Annotated in this window: 19 protein-coding genes; all 19 read left to right on the top strand. The window is 39.6% G+C overall.

Annotated features, from left to right (window positions below; genetic code table 11):
* Positions 1-24: 24 nt before the first annotated feature.
* The 19 genes from P6940_RS06255 to uraA all read left to right on the top strand — a co-directional run bounded on the left by P6940_RS06255 (position 25) and on the right by uraA (position 23,553).
* Positions 25-372: a hypothetical protein gene (locus P6940_RS06255; RefSeq protein WP_277293513.1), complete on the top strand. Its 348-nt coding sequence runs from the start codon at positions 25-27 to the stop codon at positions 370-372.
* Between the two features lie 10 nt (positions 373-382).
* Positions 383-568: a hypothetical protein gene (locus P6940_RS06250; RefSeq protein WP_277293512.1), complete on the top strand. Its 186-nt coding sequence runs from the start codon at positions 383-385 to the stop codon at positions 566-568.
* Between the two features lie 57 nt (positions 569-625).
* On the top strand, positions 626-1,222 hold the full coding sequence (locus P6940_RS06245) for a hypothetical protein (RefSeq protein ID WP_277293511.1): 597 nt from the start codon (positions 626-628) through the stop codon (positions 1,220-1,222).
* Positions 1,222-3,585, top strand: a complete 2,364-nt coding sequence (locus tag P6940_RS06240) for a hypothetical protein (RefSeq protein WP_277293510.1) — start codon at positions 1,222-1,224, stop codon at positions 3,583-3,585. The genes P6940_RS06245 and P6940_RS06240 overlap by 1 nt, the downstream gene beginning before the upstream one ends.
* The gene (locus P6940_RS06235) at positions 3,560-4,027 is read left to right on the top strand and encodes a hypothetical protein (protein WP_277293509.1); all 468 of its coding nucleotides are present in this window, start codon (positions 3,560-3,562) and stop codon (positions 4,025-4,027) included. The genes P6940_RS06240 and P6940_RS06235 overlap by 26 nt, the downstream gene beginning before the upstream one ends.
* 14 nt (positions 4,028-4,041) lie before the next feature.
* Positions 4,042-4,647 (top strand): hypothetical protein, encoded by a 606-nt coding sequence (locus P6940_RS06230; protein WP_277293508.1) that lies wholly within the window; start codon positions 4,042-4,044, stop codon positions 4,645-4,647.
* Positions 4,644-6,809, top strand: coding sequence for a C40 family peptidase (locus P6940_RS06225; RefSeq protein WP_277293507.1), 2,166 nt, complete (start codon positions 4,644-4,646; stop codon positions 6,807-6,809). Before P6940_RS06230 ends, P6940_RS06225 begins: the two co-directional genes overlap by 4 nt.
* A 5-nt stretch (positions 6,810-6,814) precedes the next feature.
* The gene (locus P6940_RS06220) at positions 6,815-15,427 is read left to right on the top strand and encodes a hypothetical protein (RefSeq protein WP_277293506.1); all 8,613 of its coding nucleotides are present in this window, start codon (positions 6,815-6,817) and stop codon (positions 15,425-15,427) included.
* 49 nt (positions 15,428-15,476) lie between these two features.
* Positions 15,477-16,040, top strand: coding sequence for a hypothetical protein (locus P6940_RS06215; RefSeq protein WP_277293505.1), 564 nt, complete (start codon positions 15,477-15,479; stop codon positions 16,038-16,040).
* Positions 16,041-16,062: 22 nt separating this feature from the next.
* Complete coding sequence (locus tag P6940_RS06210; RefSeq protein WP_277293504.1) at positions 16,063-17,574, top strand: pyocin knob domain-containing protein; 1,512 nt, start codon at positions 16,063-16,065, stop codon at positions 17,572-17,574.
* Positions 17,564-17,755 carry a hypothetical protein gene (locus tag P6940_RS06205; protein WP_277293503.1) on the top strand — a complete coding sequence of 64 codons (192 nt, stop codon included), beginning with the start codon at positions 17,564-17,566 and terminating at the stop codon, positions 17,753-17,755. The genes P6940_RS06210 and P6940_RS06205 overlap by 11 nt, the downstream gene beginning before the upstream one ends.
* A 108-nt stretch (positions 17,756-17,863) precedes the next feature.
* The gene (locus P6940_RS08145) at positions 17,864-17,932 is read left to right on the top strand and encodes a putative holin-like toxin (RefSeq protein ID WP_423839124.1); all 69 of its coding nucleotides are present in this window, start codon (positions 17,864-17,866) and stop codon (positions 17,930-17,932) included.
* A gap of 199 nt (positions 17,933-18,131) precedes the next feature.
* Positions 18,132-18,383 carry a hypothetical protein gene (locus tag P6940_RS06200; protein ID WP_277293502.1) on the top strand — a complete coding sequence of 84 codons (252 nt, stop codon included), beginning with the start codon at positions 18,132-18,134 and terminating at the stop codon, positions 18,381-18,383.
* Positions 18,384-18,387: 4 nt separating this feature from the next.
* Positions 18,388-18,636, top strand: a complete 249-nt coding sequence (locus P6940_RS06195) for a hypothetical protein (RefSeq protein ID WP_277293501.1) — start codon at positions 18,388-18,390, stop codon at positions 18,634-18,636.
* A 12-nt stretch (positions 18,637-18,648) separates the two neighbouring features.
* A complete protein-coding gene (locus P6940_RS06190) occupies positions 18,649-19,206 on the top strand; it encodes an N-acetylmuramoyl-L-alanine amidase family protein (protein WP_277293500.1) in 558 nt (185 codons plus the stop codon).
* A gap of 86 nt (positions 19,207-19,292) precedes the next feature.
* Positions 19,293-19,628 carry a hypothetical protein gene (locus P6940_RS06185; protein ID WP_277293499.1) on the top strand — a complete coding sequence of 112 codons (336 nt, stop codon included), beginning with the start codon at positions 19,293-19,295 and terminating at the stop codon, positions 19,626-19,628.
* Between the two features lie 684 nt (positions 19,629-20,312).
* The gene (trmB, locus tag P6940_RS06180) at positions 20,313-20,963 is read left to right on the top strand and encodes a tRNA (guanosine(46)-N7)-methyltransferase TrmB (RefSeq protein ID WP_277293498.1); all 651 of its coding nucleotides are present in this window, start codon (positions 20,313-20,315) and stop codon (positions 20,961-20,963) included.
* A gap of 3 nt (positions 20,964-20,966) precedes the next feature.
* Positions 20,967-22,283, top strand: a complete 1,317-nt coding sequence (locus tag P6940_RS06175; protein WP_277293497.1) for an FtsW/RodA/SpoVE family cell cycle protein — start codon at positions 20,967-20,969, stop codon at positions 22,281-22,283.
* Entirely contained in the window at positions 22,276-23,553 is a 1,278-nt protein-coding gene (gene uraA, locus P6940_RS06170; RefSeq protein ID WP_028257741.1) for a uracil permease, read from the top strand. The genes P6940_RS06175 and uraA overlap by 8 nt, the downstream gene beginning before the upstream one ends.
* Positions 23,554-23,788: the final 235 nt, after the last annotated feature.

Here is a 23,788-nt window from a genome sequence, read left to right as displayed (position 1 = left end):
AGAGTATTGTAAAGGAGACATACTATGATTTTAGATAAAGAGAATGCATTTTTTTATAAAGCTGATTTAGTAAAAGGCACTACTGGTGATATCGTAGCCGTTGGCGGTGATGCGTATGAACAATGTTTTATTGTAGGGAATGTCACAAAAGTGCTATCAGGAGCTGCGACAGTGACATTGATTACATCCGATAAGGCGGATATGTCATCTCCTACAACCTTAGGAACGTATACGCTTGCAGCAGAAACGGGATCTAATTTTGCTGCTCGTATTCCGTTCGGTACTAAGAAATACCTACAAGCTAAGATTACTAATGCTACCAGTGGTGTATGTACTGTTGCAGTAGCTATGGATGTTCGCATTGTACGTTAGGAGGCAACATATGAAATATATTGCGTTATGCGATTCCTATGGAGTTGCAGGAGGCTATGTAAAACAAGGTGAAACTGTAACGATTACGGACAGGCAAAAGAAAGCGTGTGATTCTGAATACTTTGACGTATTGTTTGCACCTGTAGATCAAGAACCGCATCAAGAAGAAAATGATGGGGACGTTGGAGGTGAATAACATAGTAAGGGGTGGTAGTACCGCCCCTTATTTTAATGGCAAGATGAGAGGTACACGATGACACATACAGATATTTGTAATACGGCCTTATCGTATATTGGCCAAGGGATGATTACAACGCTTGAGGCAAATAATGAATCCGCTCGTCAATGTAGATTACACTATGATAACACTCGTAAATTATTACTTAGACAATATGAATGGTCATTTGCTCGACGTCATGAAAAGCTAACGTTACTCAATGCAAATGTGAATGGGTACCAGTATATCTATTTATACCCTGAAAAATGCTTAAAGATGTTGGCGATTCTTGATCATCACAACGGGTTTGATGCGTTCCGTCAAAAAGAGTTCGAGGTATTTAACATTGATAATAATACGAAGGTGATAGCTTCTAATGTTATGTTAGCCTATATTGATTACATTTATGATGTTACTGATTGCAATATTTTTGATAGCTTGTTTTTAGAAGCGTTTACTAGAAAATTAGCGTCTAACTTGGCAGTCCCGTTATTAGGAAATGAAGCAACAGCGGACCGTAACTATAAGATGTATCAGGCAGCCTTAGAAGAGGCTAAATCATTGACGGCAAAAGAACGTAAGTCACGCATTACGTATCCTAGTTTATATGCACAAGTACGAGGTGGCGAATAATGGCATTAACTCCTTTATATACAATTCAACCAGCTTTTACGAGTGGAGAAATTTCAGATGAAGTGAATAGCCGTGTTGATATTGAACAATATAAATCCGCGTTGTTGTTAGCTCAAAATGCGGTCATTCGCCCTTTTGGTGCGGTGTGTAAACGGCAAGGGTCACAATATATAGGGGCGGTAAAGTATAATAATAAACCTGTACGGTTAGAAGAATTTACTACGGTAGGGGATATATCGTTTTTGCTGGAATTTGGTGTGAAATACCTACGCGTCTATAAGTCGGGCACTATGATAGTGGAGATAGAAACGGTCTTTGACGAGGCGGATATTCCACAGCTTAACTTTAATCAATCAGCGGATGTACTATTTATTTGCAGTGGTAACAAACCAGTACAGGCGTTACGGCGTATCGATGATGCGCATTGGACGATAGGAGAATATGTGTTGAATCCGATGCCGTTTGAAGATATTAATGCTGATACAGACGCTAAGGTTAGAGTGGATGACGGTAAAATCTATGCGACTGTAGACCTATTCCATGAGGGCATGGTAGGCAATCAAATCAAAGTGTTCCATAAGATGCCGATGCAAAATTACAACGAGAGTGGTCAATTTAATAGCAGATTAATAACACAATGTGTACGTACCGATTTTACTTATCCTGGTTGCGAAAATTTAGACATAATGAATGGCGGCGCTTCAGCCACGAGTACAGTACCTGATTATGAAATTGAAGAGGGAAAATTATCGTGGTCGATAACGACACATGGCACGTGGACGGGTACGGTCACGATACAAACATCAGAGGATAGCGGAAAGACGTGGTTAGATTACCGCATCTATAAATCTAAAGATGATACAAACGTCGTAGATAGCGGCACGTTTACTAACACGTATACCACAAGTCGAGTGATTACGAATATACCGAGTGGTAACAATACGTTTGAATATAAAATTCATGCCCATACAGCTTTTGGGATTGTCCGCATTAAAAAATATATTTCTCCGAGAGAGGCGGAGATAGAGTATATTTTAAAACCAGCGAAAGACACGAAAACGCATTTATGGCAGATTGGGTCATTTGGTGAGTCGCAGGGATACCCTAAGATGTCGGCGTTCTTTCAAGATAGGTTGATATTTGCCAATACGAAACGATATCCAAATAAAATATGGATGAGTCGAACAGGGGACTATCCGAACTTTGGCATTGAAAAAGCGTCGGGTACATTGACGGATGACAGTGCGATTACACTTAGCATTATCAATCGTAAATTGTTTAGCATTCATCATTTAGTGCCAGCAACGGATTTGATTATTCTTACTGATGGTAATGAATGGATTATTAGCGGTAGTAATACGGTAACACCTAGCACAGTGTCGGTACGGATACAAACACAATTTGGCACGTCGACAACACAACCACAGTATATTGGCAATCGGTGCGTATTTGTGACAAACAGAGGGAATAACGTACGTGATATGGCATATGATTACACGAGAGATGGGTATTCAGGGAATGATTTATCCATTTTATCCAAGGACAACCTGCGGAATGTAGTCATCAGCAAGAGTACCTATATGCAGAACCCTGATAGTATTATTTGCTATGTGGGCGATGATGGCGTTATTCGATGTATGACCTATATTGCGGAAGAAAGAGTTAATGGATGGTCTCATTATGTTACGGACGGTAAATACATCGAGTGTGAAGTGGTGACAGAGAAAGAAAATGATACGTTATACGTTGTAGCGGAACGCATCGTCGATGGTGAAACAAAACGATATATTGAAAAAATAGAGGCACTAACAACGTATGCAGTCGATGATAATGTATTTCTTGATTCATTTGTACACAAAGTACATAAAGAGAATGTATCCAGTATCGATGTAAATCATTTAATCGGTAAGCGAGTAACGATTGTTGTGGATGGCGTTGTGCATCCTAAACAGACCGTGCCAGCTGATGGCATTGTCCGATTAATGACGGCAGGTAAAGATATTTTGGTAGGGCTTGATTATGAATTTAAGATTAAGCAACCTGCTTTTGAAATGCAGTTACATGATGGGACCATTCAAGGACGATTCATGCGATTGAATGGAGCTATCCTTCGACTAGTTAATTCTAAAGGTGGGCAGTGTGGCCACAACTTTGACATGATGGATGACATTGAATTGATAGACGAGGACGGGTTATATACGGGTGATTATGCAATTACGTTCCCGCAAGGGAGTGATGGGTTTAATGAACAGTGTTATCTTTGCATTAGGCATAGCGATCCGTATCCATTTAATCTAAAAGCGATTATTAGAAATCTAAGTTATGGTGGTGGTAAGCATGAAAACATCAATCGTGGCCTATAACCCTAGCTATCATAATAAGGATATAGAGTGGTTATCTCATCATTTGCGAGCTATGGATCTATTGGAATTAAGAGAGAAGGGCAAATGGGATGGCATAGATACATTAAAAGAGGCAATCCAACACAAAGGATACAAAAATTACTGTGCCTATGGCGATGATGGGGCGATGATAGGAGTTCTCGGGATTTCAGAAAAGCCTATGTATGAGGATATGTATTGCATATGGTTTATGGGTTCTACTGTAATGGCAACATCGTTACCGATAAAAAGGGAGTTTGTCCGCCGTTCTAAACAGATATTGGAAAGGTGGAAAGCAGAGTACGGGCGATTATTTAATTATGTACATAGAGAGAATCACTTAATCCGAACGTGGTTACTATCCGTTGGTGCCACGTTATATGATACTGACTGTCAAGAGTATCAATTGTTTATTATTGATTGAAAGGGGGAATGCTTATGTGTGCTCCAGCAGCGATGGTATTGACTGGTATATCTACCCTTATGGGGATGCAGTCGGCACGACAACAAGCAAGTGCACAAGCGGCAATGTATAATCAACAGGCGGCGGTAGCGGAACAAAACGCCCGCATTAGTGCTGCTAAGCAACGGCAAATCAATGCACAGTACTTGCAAGAAAAAGAACAAATGGACGATAAAATGCGGTTAGTAGCTGGACAGAACGCAGCCGAGGCTGGGTCATCTTCCTTGATGATGACAGGCACGCCATTACAATCGTTGGGGGCGGCTTATGATGCATATAATCAAGATGTGAATAAATGGGACACGAATAAAAACAATGCGATTTGGAATGAAAAGGTGAATGAAACTAACTATCTAAATCAAGCCAATGCGTCACGTAGTGCGGCAGCGAACGCGAAACGACAAGGCAATATGCAAGCATTAGCAACATTGATTAGTGGAGCTGCCTCTATGTATTCGTTAAAGCAACAATATGCAGGTGCGCCTAAGAATACGGGGAATACGGCACGACAAAATGGATATACTTCTGGTAGTAATGCTAATTCTAATAGCTATCAAACTGTTAAGAGGGATACTAAGTGAAATTAAAAAGTTATAACCCAAATGAAAAATTAAATACGATTAATGCACAAGTAGCGAATACAGGAAATAGCGCAAGCTACGGAGCGGATATCAGCGGTACTACTGCTTTACAAAATGCATTGCTAAAGGCGGCAAAAGTAGCGGATGACGAACATACCGAACGGATGAATGTGGCGTATATGAATGCGGAAACAGATTATAATAAGCAAGTGATTGATATGCTGTACAATGAAAAAAATGGTCTTGCTCATACAGAGCTTGGTGGTGCAGCGGGAGTCACGCAACAATTTGTCAATGCAGAGGCTACGATTCGACAACAGGTTATAAGTCAATTACCTGACAATAAACTGGTGTATGAAAAATTTAATCGTATGGCGGATGACGCTACGATTCGCAATGGCCAAATGATGCAGAATCATGAAGCAGCGGAAAAAGAAAAATATACGGATCTAACGTTTGATACTAATTTTGATACCATGAAAGACTTGGCCACTTTACAATACAATAATGGCACTGGCTTATTAGCGATGGCCAAGAATCTTAAATCTAATATAGAGAATACCTATAAGTTACGTGGTAAAGAATATACAAAGGATCTATATAATCACAAGGTTGATGAAGTGGGTGCGATTGTGTTAGATCAACTAGATAGGCAGCAAGACTATTCTAACGTAAGTAAAATTACTGGTGTGCTCCGTGATATTGGCGTTAGTGAAGAGCTTGTCCAAAAGTTGGAGGCTAAATCACGTAAACAAGAAGCTGCGTTTAATGCTACCAATGGGGCCGCCCAATACGCAGCGGCTCATTGGGGGAATGGAAAGCCACCAGCTAATGCAGCGGAAACGGCATATAACGAAAAGTTTGCAGAGCTAAAAGCAAAGCAAGCTAAGAGTGGGCATATTGATGTTAATAAATTAAGCGCAGAATTTGAACGGACAAAAGGCAAACCGTATCTTGAGGGTAGTGATGGCGTCAATGCGACCGACTGTGGTAAATGGGTACAAGACACGATGAACAATATAGGGGGCTATCGATTTCTTGGTAGAACCGCAGATGGCCAATATTATCAGTTAGAACAAGCGGGTATGATATTTAATGATACGAGCCAGTTACAACCAGGTGATACGGTATATTGGAATGTACCTGGACATTCCTATCCAGATACAGATGATATATCCCAGGGCGGTGATAATGGAAGCGCTGCCTATAAAGGGATATCGCATGTAGGCATTTATATGGGTAATGGCATGGTGGCACAAGCTGGTACGAGTGGTGTTTCTGAAATTCCTCTTGATACGTACCCTATTGTTGGTATGGGGAAAGTAGGAAGTTCGGGAAAAGTAATGACAGACGGGGAAATTGATGCACAAGCTAAGGCGTTTGCTGACGCAGTAGGGTCAAAGGCGACATCGGATATGCGTGTGTATAATCAAAACATTCAAAATCAAAAGAAAGCCATCTTATTGCAACTTGATCAGATGGATGCGAACGGTGCTACTTCGCAAGAAAAGTTAGATTTTCTAAACGGAGCTACGGGGGATAATTCTGACTTACGAGCCGAGCTCATTGGTAAAGTGAGTGCGGAGCGGAATGCGGTTAGACGAGAAGCAGCCAAAGCATCATTAATTAGTACGCAAGATTATATTTATGTCCAGCAGTATGCGGCCACTCATTCGTTGCAGGATACGATGAATGAATTTGACAGAGTCCATCCAGGGCAAAGCATGACACAAGCACAGCTTGATGGCATTATTTCTATTACGGGAAATAGAGATAATGTAAAAGCGCTTAAATCTGAATACGGTGGCTATATTGATGGCATTGTGAGTGCGAATAAACCAGAAGGCCCAGCGGGCGATGTGTACGAGGCAGGTGTCTATGGAAACATTGCCAAACAACGAGCCAAATGGCAAGACGAGAACGGCTATGATCCTGGCTACGAAACGATTCGCCAAATGGCAGCGGATGCTGTTGTAAGTCAGACGACCTATCAACCAGGTGGAGACGGTGCTCTTACGTATACGGCGGCACAACTTACGGGCCTTGGTATTAAAAACTTAGCGTGGGCTGGCAACGAAGGATACATGCAAGCCACATTTAATAATGGTGATACAGAAACATTGCCATATTGGGAATGGGCAAAACGATTAAATGGAGAATAACTATTATGCCAGATGAAATGAAAACAGTTGCCAATAATGGCATTTATCAAAAAGATTATTCGGTAGCGGGTACGATAGAAGGCGGACCTGCACCAAAAGGAATATGGGATACGGTGAAAGATACGGTCAGCAGTATTGGTGACAGTGTAGAGCGTATCAATACGACGTTAGCAGATCCTAATGCGAATATCATGGATAAACTTACTACAGTTACGGGAGAGCTAGGTATTCATGATTCACTACAGAAATTCTCACGTTATACTGATATGTATACCATGAGCCGTGCTAATGACAATAACTTAGCAGGATATTTATATGCTAGTATATATGCTAAACCGAATTATGATGCCGTTAAGCGTGATAAAGCGATTGAGATTGGCAGTAAATTACATATTAACCCTGATGTTATTTTAACGGCAAGTGAAGACGGATTCGCTCGGGCAATCGATATATCGAACCAAATGGATCGAGGCAAAACCTACGAAGAAGTTACTAGAGAATATCCAGAATTATTACATCTTCGCTATGACTCGTTGGCCAGTGCTGAAAAAACATTTGATGATGTACAAAATGTCAATAAGACTAAGGGCGTATTTGATAGCATTCAGCAATCGTTATGGGCCATGAATGACCAATTACTACTTGGGTATGCGGGGTATAAATTGGCAGAAACAACAGACGAGGCGGATCGTCAAACTATTTTACAAGAGATAGACAGATTACAGAATAATTTGCAACAGTATCGGACAACAGACGTGGCAGATTTAGGGTCGAAAATTGTCGGCGATAGCGTAGCACAACTATATATGATGGGGGTACAAGCTTTTAAAGGCTCCAATCGTGCAGTACAAGGTATGGGGGCTGGCGCTGCCCTTGGCGCTGTTAGTGGTTCTGCCCTTGGTGGTGTTGGTGCTGCGCCTGGCGCCGTGGCAGGTGGTATCACTGGTCTAACCTATGGCGCTCAAGTGGGTATGGCGGAACAAATGTATCAAACGTCTTTTGGTAAAAAATATATAGATCTTATCCAAAAGAAAGATGCGAATGGCCGTAATGTGTATTCACATGATGAAGCGTATAGCATGGCTCAAAAATTTGCAGCGATTGATACGGGCATTGAATTTTTTGCAATGCGCGTAGGCGCTAAGGCCGTTGTGAAAGCTACTCCTGCTAGCCGTATGGTGGCACAAGCACTTACTACAGGTGTGGATACTACCGTGTCTACCATCAATAAAGGAATGGGGGCTATTGTTGGCCAAGCAGTGAAACGAGGTGTAAAGGCTGGCATTCCTGAACTTGTAGAAGAGGGACTGCAAGATGTGAATGAAAAGGTACAACATAATCTTTTCCGTAAGGCAAATGATCCCGAAGGTAGCTACTCGGTAGGAGACATTGCAAGTGGAGCATTGGGAGCCATGGTGCAAGCGGCACCTTCCATGATAGGGATTGCTGGATTAGGTAGTATTGCTGGTGGTCTTCGTGCTAGACATGATTTGCGGAAGTGGCAACGCTTAACGCCTGAAGAGCAAACCGCATTACTTCAAGAAGAGCAGAATCGAAATGCACACACGTTGATGGCCAATATTAGAAATGATGCCAGAACGAATAAAATCGCACAAGAAAATCCAGAAATTTACGGGCAGTTAGTACAAACATATGCACAAAAGGTGCAAGTACCAACTGCCTATATTAATGTTCACGAAATGGTGGAAACACCTGAAGGGCAACAGGCTATCCGCGAACTGGTGAACGCAGGCATTGTGAGTAATGAACGTGTGGCCAAGTCGATTGAAGCAGAAACGCCGATTGAGGTTCCACTCGGTCAGTTTGCCCAAAAAGCAACTGATTTGTCTGACAATGCGATGGAAGCGATAAAGAACACGACCTACTATACTGAAGGTGGTCGCTCCATGCGTCGAATACAAAAAGAGAAAGAATCCTATGAACAGGCACGCCAAGACGTGAATGAAGAGTTAAAAAATCATAAAGCCAATGTAAAGAGAGATATTATTAATGAATATGTGCCAGATGCGAGTGCATACCAAAAAGAAATTTTAAATGATGTATTAGATGATTATGACCATGTGGCACAGACGTATCATACGATTCTGTTAGAAGCACAAGCGGAGTTCCGTGAGAAATACAATAGACAGTATCAAAATATTAAACAGGCCGAAAAAAATGGCGTTTCAGTTCCTTATGTAAGTATGGACGGGATTAATTCTAATGTAATTACACCTGAGGCAGAACGAATGCGTGTTATAGCGTACAATAGGCAGCTAGAAAAGGAAAGCGTACAAAATGACCCTGAGGCTACCCTAATGATTGACCAAACCTATGACGAGATGGAGCAAGCATCGAAATCGATTCGTGACATCGAAGGACTAGAGGGTGCAGTAGACAAAATCGCTAAGGGAGACGTGGCCATGCGTATGAACTTTAGTAAAGATGGGTATCAAGTATTTCAAGATGTGTACAATACGTTGCGACAATCTCCGAATCGAGAAGTAGCCAAACAAGCTAAAGAAGGGGCCTTGTTATTTGCCTCACACGCAGATGTGATGGCCAACATTATGCAAAAAGCTGGGAAGTGGAATTTTACGGCCAAGGACTACATGGATAGGTACATATCTATTCAAATGGGTGATACAAAACAAATCAAGAACGGGTTTACGCAACCACTAAATCCTGGTGTAGATCTAAAGACGAAAGTTAATATTGTTGATATTACAACGCCTAGGACTGATATCATCCACAAAATGAATAACTCTGAGTTAGCTAACTATTTAAGAAAAAAGTTTACAGGCTCCATTTTATCAAAAGATAAATTGGCTACACTTGGAATAAAAGATTATAAAGGGGCTAAACATCTTGCGTGGAATTTTACACAGAATAAGAGCGTTCATAGAAGTGCGTTGGATAACTTAGAATCTGTGATAGAAAATTCTGTTTTAATAGAGAGTAGAAAAAATATTAAAAAAGACTTCACAACCCCTATTTCTGAAAGACAAAAAAGGAAAAATGAAGTCGAATTTTATCATAGATTTTATGTGCCAATTAGATTATCAGGAAGTGTATATGTATTAAGGATTATTGGAGAAGAGAGACAGAATAAGATTACATTAAATCCAACACAATTGGACTTGTATAGTGTGATTATTGAAAATAAGAAAAAGGAGCGTGGGCTACAAACACAGAGTGATAAAAGCGTAGCCGACGCTCCTGATAAAATTACTATACAAGAAATGTTATCAGGTGTCAAGGATATGAATGGTAACTCTTATATAGATTCAAATGAACATTCTGAATATTATCAATCACAACAATCAGGTGTTACAAAGCAACAAGTCGTAGAGGCTAAGGCAAAATTAAAAGCTGACACAGAAGCGTGGGGCACACTGATTGATGCGTTTAAAGCTAATAAGGTTACAGGAAATAGACATCGGGTTATGAGTATGCCATTGGTGTATCAAATGATTGGTATGTCAAATAAAGATATATATATTGAAAATAATATAATAAATAAGGTTATTAACAAAAAACATGCCAATAAGATTAAGTTAGAATTAGTGAAACAGCTTCCAGAGGCATTAGCTCATCCTATTGCTGTTTTTAAAAATTATGATCCTAAAAAAGATCAAGTAAAGAGTAATTCTTTTATTAGTATTATTGAGATAAAGTCAGAAGAAGGTAAGCTTACTAATATACCTATCGTGTTTGATAAAAATAAAAATGGGAACTTTATAATGTCTATTTTCCCTAGAGAACATGATACGTGGTATGAACAACAGTTAAAGCATGATCGATTGTTATATATTGATCGGACAAAAAAAGATAGCATCTCTGTGGGCGGGAAATCAAAACCCAGCCACACTGAAATGCTATCTATTGATGACAGTATACCAAACGAAGAAGATTTACGCAAGCTAAAAGAGGAAAATCCTTCCTATTATCAATCACAACCCGCAGTTGTTACAAAGCAACAAGTCGTAGAGGCTAAGGCAAAACTAAAAGCTGATACAGCAAACTGGAGTAAGATTATCGACAATTTAGATTCTTATGATGCAGGTATGCAAGTTAGAGTAATGACTACACCGCTTGCGTTACAATTGGCAGGGGCAAAACCATATGAAGTTGTTATGGGTGTCGGTAAAATTCGTAAAATCATGAAAGAACATCCTGAAATTACAAAGGCGGGGCTTAAAAATCTAATTCAACAATTGTCTGACCCTATCGCCGTGTTTGAATCTAAAACACAAAAAGGTAGTATTATTGCCATGGTTCAATTAAAGTATCCAGTTAATAATGCTAATGTTATTATTCCGATTAAGCTAGATGCTGATAGTAGTCGCGGTACATATAAGGTTAATGTTATAACTAGTACATATGCAAAATATAATATGAAGTCTTTATCTCCTTCTATAAGTTGGTATAAAAATAAATTAGAAGGAAAAGAAGAAAAAGCGTTGTATTTGAATGCAAAAAAAATCACCGATTGGTATTCGGTCAACCGGCTCCAATTGCCATCGACGGAATACCACATCAGTGATTTCTTTACGTACACTATACCAAATGAAGAAGATTTACGCAAGTTAAAAGAGGAAAATTCTTCTTATTATCAATCCGTACGGGGCGTAACATCTATGTACGATGATGGAAGAAAGTTAGTAGAACTCTTTGATAGTGCTAATTTCTCTACGTTTGTACATGAATCAGGCCATGTGTTTTTAGAAGATTTACGCATGTTGGCCAACATGGAAGGTGCACCTAGAGAGGTGGTAAGTGATTGGGAAGCCATCAAGACATGGACGGGGTACCAGGAAGGGGCGGATGCCGATACAAACCGTACCGCACATGAAAGATTTGCCCAAGGATTTGAAGCTTATGTCCGTGATGGTTCGGCACCGACGAAATCATTGCAACGAGCCTTTAGACAGTTTGCTAAATGGCTTACTAAATTGTATCAAAAGGTATCCATGCTAGGTGGTTTGCCACCGAAAGAAATTCGCGAAGTGATGGATCGTATGTTGGCCACGGAACAAGATATTGAATCGTGGGCGAACGAACGAGAGGTAGAGCGTTTAGAAACAAATGACCATATGCAGAACTTGTCGGAACAAGAACAGGCGTTATTGCATGATAAAGTCGCTAGTATCAAAGAACGCGCCAAAGAAAAAGTGCGGGCTGAATACATGAAAGAAATGGAAGAGCAAAAGAAAGTTCCTTGGGAAGAGGTAAAAGGTGAAGCACAGGCACGCATTGAAAAGGGATTAGTTGAACGGTATCCGATTTATCGAGAGCGAGCTAGGTATGAAGCATTCGGGATTGATGCGTTGATACATACAAATCATCCAACCTTAGAATCTTTAGAAGAGGCAGAAGAAACAGAAGGTATTGGCAAATGGCATGTGGTGGTTAATGAACAACTGCACGCAGCGGAAGAAAGCTATCAATCGTCGGATAGAAGTGCCATGGATAATGCAGATATGGCGGAGAAATGGTTACTTACACACCAAGCAGAACAACGCTTGCGCATGGCAGAAGCCGACATGATTAAGGACGAAATCCGAAAGGCGTGTGCTAGACATTATCGGGCGTTGGCCATACTGCAACGTATTGATACAGAAGGTGATGTAGAACAGCAAGTTACACAAGGACTTCATGAACTTACGGAGCGAGAGCGTAAACGCATTGAAAAGGGGTTGGCGAAAGAAGCAGACAAAAAGGATGCGTTGATTGCTAAGCTTCAAAGTAGGGTACAAGATATGAGCCGTTTACGAGATATGCATACGGAAAGTTTACATGTGGCCATGGGGAAAGCAAAAAACAAACTAGCAGGTTTGACGGTAAGTCAATCCACGAAGTATAAGCGCTTTGTTCGTGAGTCGGTAACAGCTGGTAAGCACGCGGACATCGCTTTTAGTAAAGGGCAACTCGATGTGGCGTACCAACTTAAACAAGAACAATTGATGAAAACGGCCATGGCTCGTGTTGCCTTTGAAATTCATCAAGAAATGGATAAGGAACGGACGAAACTTGTACAGCAGTTACAACGCATTAGTAGCAGTAAAAGCACGGTGAAACTAGAGCCACAAGCTCGGTATTGGTACCAGCATATGATGTATCAGTTAGGAATGTCTACCCGTGATGGTATATTGCCTGCTGATGGACAGTTTGATATCGCTTCTGTGTATGCTGTGCTAGATGCAGATACGTTATTGTCGGATACGAATACAAAAGAAATCGTGCCACCTTCTGTATATACTGTGTGGGCTAGTAAAGAGCCAATACCTTATCACCAGTTATCTGTAGCGGATGTTAGAGATATTGTTGAAATCATGCATGCTATTTACCACAATGGCAGAACAGATTATAAGGGGGTGACGATTAAAGACGATACGGGGCAATCCATTTCTATTGATCAGGCAGCACAAGAGCTAGTAGAGCAACTTGAAAAAACGATGGGTGGTATTCCAGATCAAGATTTGCTGGATAAGCTTACCAGTGAAACGTGGAAGACGAAAGTATCGCACAGCATATCGGGTAATATGCTTGAACTTGCCAAAGTTGAAAGTATACTGAATCGTTGTGATGGTGGCGTAGCTGGAGGCAGTGTATGGTACCGTTATATATATGAACCGATTAATCGGGCCACGAATGAGGCTAAAAAGCGTACAGAAATAGCCATGAAGTGGTTATCTTTGGCGATTAGTCAAAGTTATTCTCCAAAAGAATTATTTGAGATTCGCAATGTACGACGATATACACTTGGTGATGTTAGAAATTTAACGAAGGAACAAATTATTACGGCAGCACTTAACTGGGGCACGGAAGCGAATCGCCAGCGCGTTCTTGAAACGTTTAGTGCGACGGAGGTAGAAGTCGAAAAAATATTCTCCAACGTACTAACGGACACAGACTGGAACTTTATTGAATCGACGTGGAATCATATTAATTCGTACTTTGACGAGCGTAACCAAGTACAAGAACGGTTATATGGTACACCGATGAAGAAAGAAGAAGGCGTTGCGTTTACGATTGCAGGACGTAAGATTCAAGGTCAGTATTACCCAATTGTATATGATCCTAGACTGGACAATAAGTCCTCCGACTATGCGATAGAGGATGTGATTAAGTCACAGATGAGTTCTAATGCAGTTATGGGAATGGGCCTTAGCGCCACTAAGAAACGATTGACCACCGTTAAGGGTAAGAAACTTATGCTCTCTCTTGATGTCATTCCGAGTGCTATTACGGAATCCATCAACCACATTGCCATGCGTGAAGCTGTTACTGACGTTAATAAATTGATCCAACACCATGAGGTGGAGCGTGCAATCGTACAAACACTGGGTCGAGATGCACACCAGTATATAAAACAGTGGGTGAGGGATAATTGGCAAACTGAAATCAGTAAGACCAGCCGTTGGGATAGAACATTGTCGACGCTGCGTAAAAACTCTACGATGGCGGTTATGGCATACCGTACATCTACGGCTTTATTGAACGTATTGAATATCATTCCTGCTATGCATAAAATGGGGGCCATCAATACGTTGTCTGCGGTTAAGTCGTTTTACTTTGGCGGACCGATTACTAACAGACGATTTGTTATGAGTAAGTCGCTATTTCTTCGTGAACGGATTCAGAATCTCGACAAGGATATGAAAAATGGAATGAAAATTGATGGAACATCTCCATTTTCTACGGGCGGTGCTATTGATGAAACAATGTGGCGAACACAGAAAATGCAAGAAGAAATTAATCGATACGGGTACTTTTTCATTACGGAAACTGACCTCATGTTGTCTATGCCGATATGGATGCACGAGTATGAAAGCAAGAAAGCGGAACTGGTTGGTAAGTCGGGATATAGTCCTGAAGAAATAGAAAATAGGGCGATTGAAGCAGGTGACCGTATGGTCCGTTCTATCTTTGGCAGCGGTGACACAAAAGACCAAGCAGGTGTGCAGCGTAAGAATCATTCACTTGTCGGTATATTCACGCCGTTTTATAGCTATTCTAGTACTGTGTTTAATGCACTGTTAGAAGCTGGATGGCTTGCTAAAGATAGTGGCAATTGGTGGAAACTGGCACATGCATTTCTATTTTGGATTGTGTTACAGTCTGTTGCAGAAGCGTTACTTCGTAGTTTGTGGGATAACGACAAGGACACGCTTAAAACCATCGCCAAGAAATCAGTCAGTGCGATTGGTTCTGCTACGGTGCAAGGGTTCCCTATCGTGCGTGATATATTAGGCGCTGCAGGGGGAGCGATTACGGGCGATACGATAACGAATCGAGGCAGTGAAGTTGTGGCGTTGTCAATGACGTCTAAGCTTACAAAGGCACTGGGCGACGCTTTACTTCGTCAAGACAAAGTGAGTGCTACAGATATTGGTAGAAGTGCATCGGAAGTGGTCAATCGCCTAATACCAGGTGGATTTAGTGACACGCTTACCGATGGAGCATGGACAATGGCCAAATGGTTACTGACGGATACAGATGCTACGATATTAGATATGGCCACGGCAGTGATCATGGATAAAAAAATCCGTACTCGTAAAGAACAAAAGAAATACGATGTGTATATAAAACGTCACGAACATACAAATAAATGAGGGTTCATGCGGTGAATCCTCATTTTTAATGAAAGGAGATTAGATTAGTATGGTAGGTAGTGAAAATACGTATATTCAATTTAAAGGGGATGGACATACTACAGTGTTTGAGTATCCCTATGATGTCGCTCCTAAGAGCGAGTTAAAAGCGTTATATGTAGACACATCAGGAAGGGCGAAAGATGTAACGGATAATATAACGATAGAAGGGCGTAAGGTTACCTACCCACGACGGGGTGATGCTATGCCAACGGGAGGCTTGCTTGTTGTATATCGAGATACGGAGATTACACAGACAATGGACTTTCCCGACAAATACCCGTACGACAATATCGAAACCGAATTTGATTACATCACACGTATATTACAAGAATTAGATGCGAAACTAGATCGTAGCCTACAAGTCCCAATCCATTCTCCACATAGAAATCTAACCATACCAGACAGCAAAGAAAGAGCCTTTATTGGCTGGTCTAACACGGGCGAAGAACTAACAACATACCCAGTGGCCAACTTCGAGAATATGACGAAAACGGTAAAAGATGGGTATGACTATGTAAAGGGAACTAAGGCAAAGTTTGACGGTGATTTACTTACTATAAAATCAGATTAAGACGATAGAGACGAGTAAGAAATTGATTGAAGGTTTTGTTGCTAGTGCAAAAAAATGTGTTACACAAGTAGAGGCCTTTAATAAAGACTTGTCAAAAGATAAGGCAGATATTAACAATCAGATAGATATGATTCATGGCGTATTTGAAGAAATAAAAAAAATACGTACGGCTGTTGAAGTGATTAATAGTACAGTAACCGATAATAAATTACTTACCGATGCGAACGTTACTACCAGTAAACAAGCTAGTGAGATAGCATTACACTGTAAGAATGCAATTCATGACGTATTAGCACAAGTAACGGAGGTTAAGAGGGCAATCGATAACCGTACGCAGAGTATTATTGAGAGTATCGCCAAAGTTAGTAAAGGTGTCGACGAAGCAACAAATCAAGCATTACTGGAGAAAGGTTATGCAGAAAAAGCTAGAGACATTGCAGGCGGTGATTATGTAACACATGCAGAATTTACAAATGTGTTAAAAGATAAAGCTGATAAAGGGGAATTTGCATCGGTAGAGTATGTAGAAGGTGCTGTTGCTAATGTGGTAGATTCTGCACCCGAAACGCTAAATACACTGAAAGAATTAAGCAAAGCACTGAATGATGACCCTAATTTTGCAACTACTATATCGACGCAATTAGGCAATAAGGCAAATGCTACTGATGTGTATAATAAGTCGTATATTGATTCAGAATTACATAAAAGAGATATACAGCTTGAGACGATGGGAAAAGAAAAAATTAAAACAACTACTGGTTCTGAGTATGCGGTAGGATCTACTAGCTATATTACTCGTGATATAAATGATTTTACAACAGAGGGGTTTTACAGTATTTCTGCAGATAGTCCAACCACACATTCCCCTTCATATGGTAATCCAGCCCGTTTACTTGTATTAAACCAGACGATACAATCTAGTATGAATAGTGGCTATATAGGGCAATTAGCTTTTGAAGGAATTTACAAAGGCATATGGTATCGCTATAAAAGTATGGTAGATACCAAGTGGGGCAAATGGGATAAACTGGTATTCAAAAGTGATTTAGACAACTTAAAAAACGGTATAGATAGTAGAGTAAAAATGATAGATGAGATGTTTCAAAATAAAGGACTGGAACATCTCGTAACTCAAGAAATTGAAAGAATTAAAAGTGAAATAATGAAGAATATAAGAATACCAACTATACCAGACATGGACTTAATTTTTGATGGGCGTAAGTATAACAGTAAGAAAGGCGCATTAAATAAAAAAATTTATTTTACAGCCCCATGGGATGAGTATGATATCTTATACGTATTTTATACTCTTGAAAACAGTGGAACCGTATCGATGTCTATAGTTCAATCATCAATTATAAAGAATCTTCTAAATATTGCACGTGAGATGGACTTGCATATGGCATGCATTATGGATAATGTGTGCGGAATAAGCACTGAAACCTTAAGTACGGTGTGGGATGTAGTTTATGGTCATGCAGGTATCTTATACATCTATGGCTACAAGCAGAGGGGGGGGGCAAGTGATACCTAAAGAGGAACACAAGGTAGCACCTAAAGAGATAGAACGACCTAAAACACAAGAAAACCCAGAACCACCTAAAAAGACAAAAGAAGAACTAAGACAAGAAGCAATAGCAGAATGTGAGGCGGAAGACCCAGAATTTACGGAAAATAACCCAGGATATTGTGAAAGACATGTAAGAGTGCCTTAAAATAAAAATAGGAGATAGTAAATAAAAAAGAGCCTACAAGGCTCTTTATATGTTATAATCTATACGAGATAGTAAGTGAGTTAGGTTCATCACGTAGGTGGTGATACTATGAGCGTGTATGAAGCGTTATTACTAATGATAGCTTTTGCAAAACTTGTAGTCATGATTCTGAAATAGAAAAATGACCTAATGTAATAAACACTAGGCCATTTCCCAAGAATACATATTATTTTTGAGATGAGCCTAGCGTTTCCGACACTTGCTATCTCTTTACATTTATTATAGCACATACGGTCAAGACATCGAGGGATGTCTTTTTTTTTAGTGCAGATGTAAAGCTGTATAAATTAGAGTAAAAATAAAATGGAGGGTAACTATGAATCAATCTACAGTTGAGTTCTTAACATTTGCTATTACTGTAGCAAGTTTGGTAGGCTCGTGGATTTATTATTTTAGCAAGATTGGAGTAACGTTGCAGCTGATTAAAGAAGAAATCAAAGAAATCAAAGAAGAAATAAAAAAATCGCAAGATGATCGTGCGTATTTTAAAAGTGAATTAGCTGCACATCATGAAGCGATTAAGTCTGCACACAAACGCATTGATGCATTAGAAGTAACAGGACGGTGATACAATGAATGTTATTAGAATGTTATTATACGAAAATGGTGAGATGTCACTTACTAGAACGCTAGCTGTCATAGGATGGCTAGCGTTTTTAGTTGTCAGTATTTATTTAGTTCTTATGCATACGGGTTGGCAAAATTATGAAACCTTTGCAAGCCTGACAGGCGGTGGCGGTGCTGCTACACAAATTGCAAATAAGTTTATAAATAGCAAATATAACAGCCAAGCTGGTGGGTATGAGCAGAATACAAAATAAGGAGGAATCACAATGAAAGTATTTATTAATCCAGGACATGATCGTACTTATGATAGCGGTGCAGTAAACCCTAACACTGGCATGCGTGAAGCTGATGTAGTAGCGGAGATTGGAGAAAGATTAAAAGGGTACTTAGAAGCGGTTGGAATTGAAACGGAAATGCTTCAATCAGATAACCTGTACTATGATAGTAACTATAGCGATAGAAGCATACCTGTGTGTGAAGCTGCCAATAATAGCGGTGCAGATATATTTGTAAGCATACATTGTAATTCAGTCAACAGAACCGCGAGAGGAACAGAGACATTTGTATATAGTTGGGGCGGAGCTTCTACTGTATTGGCTAATTGCGTACAGAATCAAATTTTAAATGCATTGGGAACTATTGATAGGGGTATTAAAGTTCGCAATGATTTAATTGTACTAAAACGCACAAATATGCCAGCAATTTTGGTTGAAACAGCATTCATTGATAATGATAGTGATGCAGAATTACTAACCAATCATAGAGATGATTTCGCGGCGGCCATTGCTCGTGGTATAACTGACTTTCAAAACAACAGGGGGTAACTATGTATGACACAATCAAAAAGCTTATTCATATTTATTACATTATTATTACTATCTGCGTTATCGTGTGTATCGTCGCTTGCATATTGTGCTACGCCACAAAATCAGCAAATCACGTTGACACAAGAGGAATACAGAACGCTCAACAAGAACTTGTTACAGTTAGACGAGAACAATCAAAAGCTAGCGAGCAAAATAGAAATGCTAGAGAATCAATCACAGATAGCATTGATCTCAACGAACGAGCAAGCGAAGCAATTACAAGTAGCGAAGAATACAATCAACGAACAGAACAAGCAATTACAACTAGCAAATCAGAACTTGCAGAAGCAGCAAGAATCATTAATGAGAACGCAAAACTCATTAGCGAAAGCCGAGATATACTTAGAACAGCAAAAGAAAGAGCTGGAGCGAGCGAATAAAGAACGTCGCACCAGTAAATTACTTAATGTTTTACTGGGTGGAGCAGTCATATATCTTGCTGTAAAGAATTAGCACGATTAATATATAGGAAAGCAGGATATATTAAAGGTTAATATATATACTGTAAGAGGACAAATAGGAATAAAATATAGTGTAGATACTTAATAAAAAATCTTAGAAAAAAAAGAATCAGAAAATTAGTAAACTGGATGTGGTTGGCATAAAAATATATCTTGTTGCACACTTGTTGCTACCCAAAACATTGATAAACCATTATTTCATCGGGGTTTACTGGTTGCCAGCTGAATAATTAATTACAAATTAAGAACCCAGTAACTAGCATGGTTACTGGGTTCTTTTGCTACCTTAATAGAGTTAAAGAAACATGCGATTATTTTCCTCTTTCGGAGGTATAGGAGAAAACCTGTTATTTTGAATACCGATGGAACTAGGAAATACCTAGCTCTATCTGTATTTTAGAGTTATAGGACAAGACGATGCTCACTATTTGGATAGGTTTATCCGTATTGATACATCATAGTTGTGAGTGACTGTAATAGCCATGTATATTCTGTAACTAGTTAGAGAATTAGAGTAACTCATTCTCTTATGATTGACGGTCGTAGATAATCTTCTTATAATAGATAAGATGAGTTATTATATAATATAGATTAGGAGAGTATATGAGATTACGAAGAAAACCTTGGATTGATGAGGCTATTTTGGAATATGCACCGTATACCATTATGGAAAACCATGAAATACATAAGGGGCATTGGCGTGATTTATTTAAGGACCCATCAAAACCTTTGTATATGGAGTTGGGTACTGGCAAGGGACGATTTATTGCGGGCATGGCACAGGCACATCCGGAATCTAACTTTATTGGTTTTGAAGTGAAAATAGGTGTTATGTATTATGCGGCTCAAAAATTATTTGAACAGCATATGGATAATGCTAAAGTTTCATTATTTGATATTGCCGGTATTGAGGATATTGTAGCACCTAATGAAGTGGATCGATTTTATATTAACTTTTGTGATCCTTGGCCAAAGGCAAAGCATGCTAAACGACGATTAACGTATCATACTTTTTTAGAACGATATGCTCGTTTGTTAAAGGATGATGGAGAAATTCATTTTAAAACTGATAATGAAGGGTTATTTATGTTTTCTCTTGAAGAATTTAAGACCTGTGGTTGGACACTGAAGAATGTTACTTATGATTTGCATGCTACTGATATGCCTAATATACGAACTGAGTATGAAGAAAAATTTAGTGGAAAAGGACAACCTATTTTCAGATTAGAGGCCATTAAACCAAAGGAGGTTTAATGTATGAAACGCAAAAAACGACGACATAACGTATGGTGGCGTAGTATTTTTAAAAATGATGCACAAGGGATGCTTACTTTTATAGTGCTATTAATTATTATTGGCAGTATTAATGTGTATAGTGCTACTTTTGTAGAAGCGACTTTATCGGGTAGTTCCATGGGAGGATTTTTCGGTAAGCATCTAGGAATCTTAATCGTTTGTGGATTAGCAGGTATTGGGGCCTATCGTATGGACTACCGTCGGCTTCAAAATCAACGATTTAACTATATAGTCATGGGGATTATATTGTTTTTGCTGGTAGCCGTATTCCTTATAGGTGATGTTGTTAATGGAGCTAGGCGATGGATTTCGATTGGGTCTATGTCTATGCAACCATCAGAATTTGCAAAACTTGGTGCTATTATTTGGACTGCCACAGGATTATTGAAGTATAAATGGAAGGATTTACCAGTACGAAAGAAAAGAACCATGACAGGTAGGCGTAGCCCTAGTATGGGTAATGGTATTCAGCGACTATTCCAATATATATGGCATACAGTCACCTACTTAGCTCCTTTAATGTCGGTGCCGATGGTGTTTTTTGTAGCCACATTATTGCAACCAGATATGGGTACAGCAGTATTAATTTTATTTTTCCCTTTCGTGCTGATTGTTATAGCAGGACTTAATCGAACCGTTACCCTTTCCTTATTTGGTATGGGGGCGGTAGGTGCTTTTCTACTAGCGATTATACAACCGTATCGTCTTGATCGTCTGCGATCACTATTTGATCCTTGGTCGTATGCACAGGAAGGTGGTTATCAAACGGTTCAAGGTTTATTGGCTATCGGCTCAGGGGGACTATGGGGGCAAGGCTTTACTCATGGGACTTCACAATATTTTTACTTGCCTGAAGCACATACGGATTTTGCTTTTGCTGTGTGGGCACAAGAAACTGGATTTATAGGGTCATTGGTGGTTGTTTTCTGTGTGTATATGTTCTTTCGGATTGGATTTCACATTGCCAAACAGTCACGGGATTATTTGGGATCATTATTGGCGACAGGCATTACGTTGTTGATAGGATTTCAAGCAGTGTTCAACATGTTTATGGTATGTGGATGTCTTCCTGTTACAGGTGTTCCATTACCATTTATTAGCTATGGCGGATCGTCTATGCTATTAAACCTAGTGGCTGTTGGTATATTAGCAAATATTGCTAAACGTAATGAAGCAGGTGTAAAATCAATAGGGACACATGCTGCGATGCCGTCATTGCGCGAAGAAACACAAAGTCGTTTTAAAATTCATTCTAGTAAGGGAGAGTCACATGAATAATTTTATTGATGTATCAGAAAGACCAGCACTAGGTCGTATGTTGCCATTGAGTTTACAGCATTTATTTGCTATGTTTGGGTCAACTGTATTGGTACCATTTTTATTGAAAGTAGATCCATCTACAGCATTGTTTATGAATGGCATTGGTACCTTACTCTATTTGTTAATTTGTAAAGGAAAAATCCCCGCTTATTTAGGGTCTAGTTTCGCTTTTATTGCACCAGTTAGCGCCGTATTGGCTAGTGGACTAGGATATGGGGCAGCGAAAGGTGCATTCATTGTATTTGGTGCATCTTTTGTTATTTTATCAATTTTAGTTCGCTATATAGGTGTAAAGTGGATTGATGTTCTATTTCCACCAGCAGCTATGGGCGCCATTATCGCCGTTATTGGATTAGAATTAGCACCAGTAGCGATGGATATGGCAGCTATTACAGGGCATTCTTGGGAAAATCTTGGCATGACACAGGCACAAGCGTTGACCTTATCTATGTTTAGCTTGATTGTAACCTTATTAGGAACAGTTGTATTCAGAGGATTTATGGTTGTGATTCCTGTATTAATCGGGGTTATAGCAGGTTATATATTAGCCGCCTTTATGGGTGTAGTAGACGTAAACAGTATTGCTACTGCTCCTTGGATTGCTCTTCCTACATTTTATGAAATGCCTGTATTCAATATTAATGCCATTGCTATGATTATGCCTGCATTATTCGTCGTATTTGCTGAACATGTAGGACATTTGGTCGTAACTAGTAATATTGTGGGTCGCGATTTAATGAAAGATCCCGGCTTGCAACGCTCATTATTAGGTGATGGGCTGGCTAATATTTTATCCGGTTGCTTTGGAGCTACGCCTAATACAACATACGGTGAAAATATTGGAGTTATGGCAATTACTCGTGTATACAGTGTGTATGTAATTGCTGGGGCCGCCATTTTAGCTATTTTGGTATCTTTCGTAGGTAAGATTTCTGCGTTAATCCATGCGATTCCAGTACCAGTTATGGGTGGTGTTAGCATTTTATTATTTGGTATTATTGCCTCTTCTGGACTTCGCATGTTGGTAGAAAGAAAGGTAGATTATACAAAATCAACAAATTTAATGCTAACTGCAGTTACATTAATTGTCGGTGTTAGTGGTGCCAGTGTTACACTAGGCCCTGTTACCCTACGGGGAATGGGATTAGCTACCGTAGTGGCTATGGTGATTAGTTTAGTATTTGTTATATTGAAAAAAACTGGAATCGGCAACAGTGAACTTAGGTAAGGATTTTTATAAATAATTACGATAGAGGTAGACGCTCTGTTGGGAAATAGTAATTACAAAACTAGTAGGATGACAATGCCTACTAGTTTTTTTATATCTTTGAGGCGTTGAGATTTTGGGATAATTCGAAATAATTCATCATGGATTATGTAGGGTGGATAGAATTAGTTATATAAAATAGCTTAATTATAAAATGAAATTGAACACATAAAAAATCCATAGTGAACCTTGTGTT

This window comes from Veillonella montpellierensis, from assembly GCF_947090115.1.
GTDB lineage: Bacteria > Bacillota > Negativicutes > Veillonellales > Veillonellaceae > Veillonella > Veillonella montpellierensis.
Note: the sequence above shows the minus strand (reverse complement) of the source record. Positions and strands in the feature narration are given on the sequence as shown.

What these genes read in the sequence shown, in the direction of transcription:
- P6940_RS06220 (WP_277293506.1), top strand. Translation starts at nt 6,815, where the DNA reads ATGCCAGATGAAATGAAAACAGTTGCCAATAATGGCATTTATCAAAAA.
- P6940_RS06190 (WP_277293500.1), top strand. Translation starts at nt 18,649, where the DNA reads ATGAAAGTATTTATTAATCCAGGACATGATCGTACTTATGATAGCGGT.
- P6940_RS06230 (WP_277293508.1), top strand. Translation starts at nt 4,042, where the DNA reads ATGTGTGCTCCAGCAGCGATGGTATTGACTGGTATATCTACCCTTATG.
- P6940_RS06195 (WP_277293501.1), top strand. Translation starts at nt 18,388, where the DNA reads ATGAATGTTATTAGAATGTTATTATACGAAAATGGTGAGATGTCACTT.
- P6940_RS06215 (WP_277293505.1), top strand. Translation starts at nt 15,477, where the DNA reads ATGGTAGGTAGTGAAAATACGTATATTCAATTTAAAGGGGATGGACAT.
- P6940_RS06235 (WP_277293509.1), top strand. Translation starts at nt 3,560, where the DNA reads ATGAAAACATCAATCGTGGCCTATAACCCTAGCTATCATAATAAGGAT.
- P6940_RS06245 (WP_277293511.1), top strand. Translation starts at nt 626, where the DNA reads ATGACACATACAGATATTTGTAATACGGCCTTATCGTATATTGGCCAA.
- trmB (WP_277293498.1), top strand. Translation starts at nt 20,313, where the DNA reads ATGAGATTACGAAGAAAACCTTGGATTGATGAGGCTATTTTGGAATAT.
- P6940_RS06250 (WP_277293512.1), top strand. Translation starts at nt 383, where the DNA reads ATGAAATATATTGCGTTATGCGATTCCTATGGAGTTGCAGGAGGCTAT.
- P6940_RS06200 (WP_277293502.1), top strand. Translation starts at nt 18,132, where the DNA reads ATGAATCAATCTACAGTTGAGTTCTTAACATTTGCTATTACTGTAGCA.
- P6940_RS06255 (WP_277293513.1), top strand. Translation starts at nt 25, where the DNA reads ATGATTTTAGATAAAGAGAATGCATTTTTTTATAAAGCTGATTTAGTA.
- P6940_RS06240 (WP_277293510.1), top strand. Translation starts at nt 1,222, where the DNA reads ATGGCATTAACTCCTTTATATACAATTCAACCAGCTTTTACGAGTGGA.
- P6940_RS06175 (WP_277293497.1), top strand. Translation starts at nt 20,967, where the DNA reads ATGAAACGCAAAAAACGACGACATAACGTATGGTGGCGTAGTATTTTT.
- uraA (WP_028257741.1), top strand. Translation starts at nt 22,276, where the DNA reads ATGAATAATTTTATTGATGTATCAGAAAGACCAGCACTAGGTCGTATG.